Genomic DNA, 4,423 nt, shown 5'->3' on the forward strand with positions numbered 1-4,423 from the left:
GCCGACGAGGAATCGGTCGGCGCCTCGCCGGCCGGGGCCGAGGCCAGGCCGGCCGGCGTCGATGCCGCGGAGGCGACCGTCACGACGGCGGACACCGCGGCCACCGCCACGCCCGCCTCCCCCGCCGCACCCCTGCTCTCCGTCCGGGACCTCACCCGCGTCTACGCCCGCCCCGAGGCCACCGCTGAGGGCCGGGCGGACGTCATCGGCATCGAGGGCGTGAGCTTCGACGTCGCCGAGGGGAGCACCCACGGCGTCGTCGGCGAGTCCGGCTCCGGCAAGACCACGCTGGGGAAGGCCATCGCCGGGCTGATCGCCCCGGACTCCGGCACCGCGGTGGTGGCCGGGTACGACGTCGCGCGCCTGGGCAAGCGCGAGCGGCGGGAGTTCCGCCGCACGGTCCAGCTGGTCCACCAGAACCCGTACACGGCGATCGACCCCAAGTTCACCATCGCGGCCGCGATCGAGGAGCCCCTGGTCAACTTCAGGATCGGCACGCGCGCCGAGCGCCGCGCCCGCGTCGCCGAGGTCATGGAGCAGGTGGCCCTGCCGGCCGAGCTCGCGGGGCGCCGGCCGCGCGAGCTGTCCGGCGGGCAGCTGCAGCGGGTCGCGATCGCGCGGGCGCTGGTGATCGAGCCGCGCCTCGTGGTCTTCGACGAGGCCGTCTCCGCGCTGGACGTGACCGTGCAGGCGCAGATCCTCCGGCTGCTCGAGCGGCTGCAGCGGGAACTCGACCTGACGTACCTGTTCATCTCCCACGACCTGGCGGTCGTGCGCCAGATCTCGGATACTGTGTCCGTGGTCTCCCGCGGGCACCAGGTGGAGTCGGGGCCCGCCGGGGAGATCTTCGAGCGCCCCCGCGACCCCTACACCCGGCGGCTGCTCTCCGCGATCCCGCGGCCGCTGGGGGCGGTGTCGGGCCCCTCGCGCTGAGCGGGGACGCACGACGACGCCGGCCCCGGTCCCGGCCGGAGCCCCGGCCCCGGCGCGCCGCGGCACGAGCCGGCGGCGGACCGCACGCCCCCGCCGCCCCGGGCGGGCACCCACCACACCGAGCGCGATACGCAACGAAAGGCACCCGATGACCGAGAACGCGAGCACCAAGACCCTGGGCTTCTTCACCCGCCTGCTGGAGGACGCGAGCGCGACGGAGCGCTACCGCTACGCCCTCGAGCAGATCGAGGCCGCCGAGCGGCTGGGCTTCGACAGCGCGTGGGTCGCCCAGCACCACTTCCACGCCGCGGAGGGCGGGCTGCCCTCGCCGTTCCTGCTGCTCTCGGCCGCGGCCCAGCGGACCCGGCGGATCGGGCTGGCCACCGGCGTCATCACGCTGCCGATGGAGGACGCGGTCCGGGTCGCCGAGGACGCGGCCGTGCTGGACGAGCTGTCCGGCGGGCGCCTGCAGATCGGGCTGGGCTCGGGCGGGAACCCGGCGTCGTTCGAGGCGTTCGGGGCCGACTTCGCCGAGCGCGGCCCCGCCTTCGGCGCCAAGCTGGAGACCCTCGAGACCCTGTGGCGCGGCGGGGGGACCGCGGGCGGCAAACGCCCTACCCTGCCGCGCCGCAGCTGACGGGGAAGCTGTGGCAGGCGAGCTTCGGGACCTTCGGGGCGGGCATCGCCGGAGGGCGCGGGGACGGGCTGATGCTCTCCCGCACCCAGCCCCGCCGGGACGCCCCGGGCGCGGAGCTGAGCGAGATCCAGGTCCCCGTGGTGGAGGCCTACCTCGAGAAGCTGCCGGAGGGCGCGACGCCGCGGATCATGGCCTCGCGCACCGCGATCGCCGTCGACGCCGCGGACCGCGCCGGGCTGGTGCGCCGCACCGCCGAGAAGCTGCGGAAGGGCGAGGCGGACCGCCTGGTCGGGCGCGACACCTCGGGCCTGGGCGACGAGGAGCTGCTCGTCGCGACGGATACGTTCCTGGGCACGCCCGAAGAGATCGTCGAGCGGCTCTCCCGGGACCGGGTCGTCACCGACCACGCGACGCTGGTGGCCTTCCAGGTCCACTCGGCGCCGGTCACCCACGAGGAGACCCTGCGCTCGCTCGAGCTGCTGGCCACCGAGGTGGCCCCGCGCCTGGGCATCGCCACCGCCGAGCACGAGGCGCTGGTGGGCAGCCGAGGCTGAGGCGGACCGACCGCCACATGCCCACCGCCGACCACGAGGCGAACCCCGCGCCGGGCCCACCGGCCGCCGCGCACAGACAGCACCCCCGCGAAGGAGCACCCCACCGATGACCGACCAGGACCGCACGACCCCCACCGCCGACATCGTCAACCTGCTGGCCGGCGTCTCCCCGGGCGACCCCCTGGACCGCCTCCGCGACCTCCGGCCCCAGGCCAAGGAGAACGCGCAGCGCAGCTTCGTCGCGCTGCTGGAGCCCGAGGCGCCCGGCGCGTTCTCCATCCCGGCGCGCTACGCCGTGGCGACCTTCGTGGCGGGCGTGACCGGCTCGGAGCGGGCCCGGCGGTTCTACGGCGACGTCCTGGAGGACGAGGCCTCGGCGGAGGTCGCGGCCGCCGTCGACGCCGCGGTGCGGGCGGCCGTGGAGTCGGGGCCGGGCGTGGGGCCCGGGAGCGGGCCCGACGCCGTCGCCTCCTCCGGCCACGCGGGGCTGATCCTCGCCCTGCTCCTGGTCGGCTTCGGCATCAAGGCCGGGCTCGTGCCGTTCCACGTGTGGCTGCCGCTGGCCCATCCGGCCGCGCCGCCGGCGGCCTCGGCGGTGCTGTCCGGCGCGATGGTCAAGGCCGGGCTGGTCGGCTGGCTGCGGTTCTTCCCGCTGGGCGAGGACGGCCCCGCGCGTCCCGACGCGCAGACGCTGGGCTGGGTGCTGCTCGGCCTGTGCCTGGCGGGGGCGCTGCTGAGCGTCGTCGTGGGCCTGCTGCAGGACGACCCGAAGGTGGTGCTGGCATACTCGACCATCTCGCAGATGGCGTTCATCGGGTGCCTGGTCGGCGTCGGGCTGCTCGATCCGCGGCTGGCGCCCGAGACCTCGGCCGCCGCGGTCCTCTACGCCGTCCACCACGGCCTGGCCAAGGGTGCGCTGTTCCTGGGCGTGCCGGTCGCGCAGCGGCACGGGGCCGGGCGGCCCGGCGTCGTGGTGCTGGTCGGCACCGTCCTGGCCGGGCTCTCGGTCGCGGGGGCCCCGCTGACCGCGGGCGCGTTCGGCAAGTACGCGGCGAAGGAGTCGGTCGCGGGGATCGAGGTGCTCGGCGTGGGCCTGGACGTGCTGCTGCCGCTGGTCGCGACCGGGTCGACGCTGCTGCTCCTGCGCTTCGGCCGCGTCCTGTCCACGGCCGAGCGGGCGCCCCGCGGCGGGGCCGACGCGGAGTTCCTCGCCTGGGGCGCGCTGGTCGCGGCCGGGCTGACGGTGCCGTGGCTGGTCGGCGTGGCGTGGACGCCGCTCGGGCTGCCCTCGTGGGACGCCTCGACCCTGTGGAACGCGGCGTGGCCGCTGCTGCTCGGGCTGGTCCTGGGCGGCGCGGCCTGGTGGGCAGCCCAGCGCGGTCGGCTCCCGCCGGTGGCCGCGCGCGGACGGCTCGCTCGTGCCGCCGGGCGACCTGGTCGTCGGGGCGGAGCGGGCCGCCGCGGCGGTGCGGAACCGCGGGGGCCGGTTCGTGCGCGGGCCCGCCTCGCGTGCCTGGGGCGGGCCGCCGCGGCGTGGGCCGGCGGCTGGTCGGGTCTGGGCCGGGTGGCCATGCGGCTCGCCGGGGCGGCGGACCGGCGCGTCTCCGCGTGGGCGGGCTCCGGCGTCGCGATCCTCGCGGTGCTGACGGCCTCCGTGCTGGCCCTGGCCGCCGGGTGGTGGCTCGGATGAGGCGGGTGATCGCGTTCGCGGTGCGCGCCGCCCTGCTCGCGGCGGTGTGGCTGCTGCTCTCCCGGGGAGCGGCCGACTACCTCCTCTACGGGGCGGTCTCGGTGGCCGGGGCGACGGCCCTGAGCCTCGCGCTGCTGCCGCCTGGACCCCTCGAGGTGCGCTCGCTGCCGCGGCGGGCCGTGGCGGCGGTCTCGCTCGCGGCGTGGTTCCTGGGGCAGACGGTCATCGGCGGAGTCGACGTCGCCCGGCGGGCCGTACGGCGGGTGCCCGACGTCGAGCCCGCGGTGGTGACCGCGCCCCTGATCCTGCCGGAGGGCTCGGGACGGCGGCTCGCGCTGCTGCTGATGAACCTCATGCCGGGCTCGATGGTCCAGCGGACCCGCGAGGGCGGCGGTCCTGGGGACGGGTCCGCGCGGGGCGATGGTCCGGCGGGCGGCGACGTCGTCGAGCTCCACACGCTCTCCCCGGCCTTGGACCCCGCCGGCCAGTGGGAGGCGCTGCAGCGGCGGGGGGGGCCGCCCGGGGCGGGCTCTTTTACACATCTCCCAGCCCCCCAGACCAAGCAAGAACTCGGATGCCGGCCTCTTCTTGGAAAAAAAAAAAACAGAA

At 76.6% G+C, this 4,423-nt stretch carries 5 protein-coding genes; all 5 read left to right on the forward strand.

The features are described from left to right. The coding region (locus NBM05_RS15075; RefSeq protein ID WP_254169130.1) for an ABC transporter ATP-binding protein at positions 1-933 on the forward strand (933 nt) is incomplete at its 5' end. A gap of 148 nt (positions 934-1,081) precedes the next feature. Beyond that, complete coding sequence (locus NBM05_RS15080; RefSeq protein WP_254169132.1) at positions 1,082-1,570, forward strand: LLM class flavin-dependent oxidoreductase; 489 nt, start codon at positions 1,082-1,084, stop codon at positions 1,568-1,570. Positions 1,571-1,641: 71 nt separating this feature from the next. Next, positions 1,642-2,124 (forward strand): aldo-keto reductase family protein, encoded by a 483-nt coding sequence (locus NBM05_RS15085; RefSeq protein WP_254169134.1) that lies wholly within the window; start codon positions 1,642-1,644, stop codon positions 2,122-2,124. Positions 2,125-2,230: 106 nt separating this feature from the next. Next, entirely contained in the window at positions 2,231-3,814 is a 1,584-nt protein-coding gene (locus NBM05_RS15090) for a proton-conducting transporter transmembrane domain-containing protein (protein ID WP_254169136.1), read from the forward strand. 5 nt (positions 3,815-3,819) lie between these two features. Beyond that, positions 3,820-4,423, forward strand: a 604-nt coding sequence (locus NBM05_RS15095; RefSeq protein WP_254169138.1) for a Na+/H+ antiporter subunit E, incomplete at its 3' end; no start/stop codon positions are given.

It is taken from the genome of Rothia santali, from assembly GCF_024199905.1.
Classification (GTDB): domain Bacteria; phylum Actinomycetota; class Actinomycetes; order Actinomycetales; family Micrococcaceae; genus Rothia; species Rothia santali.